The following is a 485-nucleotide window of genomic DNA, read 5'->3' on the forward strand; positions in this document are numbered from 1 at the left end:
ACGAGTGGCGTGGGCGTGGAGCTGTGGAAGCTGGACGGCAGCGGCAACCCGGTGCTGGTGAAGGACATCAACGCCGGCAGCGGCAGCTCGTCGCCGAATCAGTTGTTCGCCTTCGATGGTCAGCTGTATTTCACGGCCGACGACGGCATCCGTGGGCGTGAGGTGTGGACCAGCGATGGCACCACCGCCGGCACGGTCCTGGTCGAGGACGTGAATGGCCGCACGGGCAGTAGCTCGCCGTCCAACCTGATCGATGTGGCCGGCACGCTGTACTTCACCGCCAGCGATGGGGTGGTGGGTGTGCGGCTGTGGCGGGTGGATCCGACCACGGGCATCCCGGAGGTGGTGGTGGTGCCCGGGGAGGCCGCCAGCAATCCCGGGGCGTTCTTCGACCAGTTCACGGCGGTGCAGGGCAGCCTGTTCTTCCGGGACCAGGCCAACAACCGTCTGATCACGATTGATGCCAGCACGGGGGATCCGGTGGT

The 485-nt window shown here is 66.8% G+C and carries 1 protein-coding gene; it reads left to right on the forward strand.

All coding sequences use genetic code 11. From position 1 onward, the window contains the following. The coding region (locus KUG43_RS16800; protein ID WP_216910978.1) for an ELWxxDGT repeat protein at window positions 1-485 on the forward strand (485 nt) is incomplete at both ends.

Source organism: Synechococcus sp. CCY 0621, assembly GCF_019038465.1.
GTDB lineage: Bacteria > Cyanobacteriota > Cyanobacteriia > PCC-6307 > Cyanobiaceae > Cyanobium.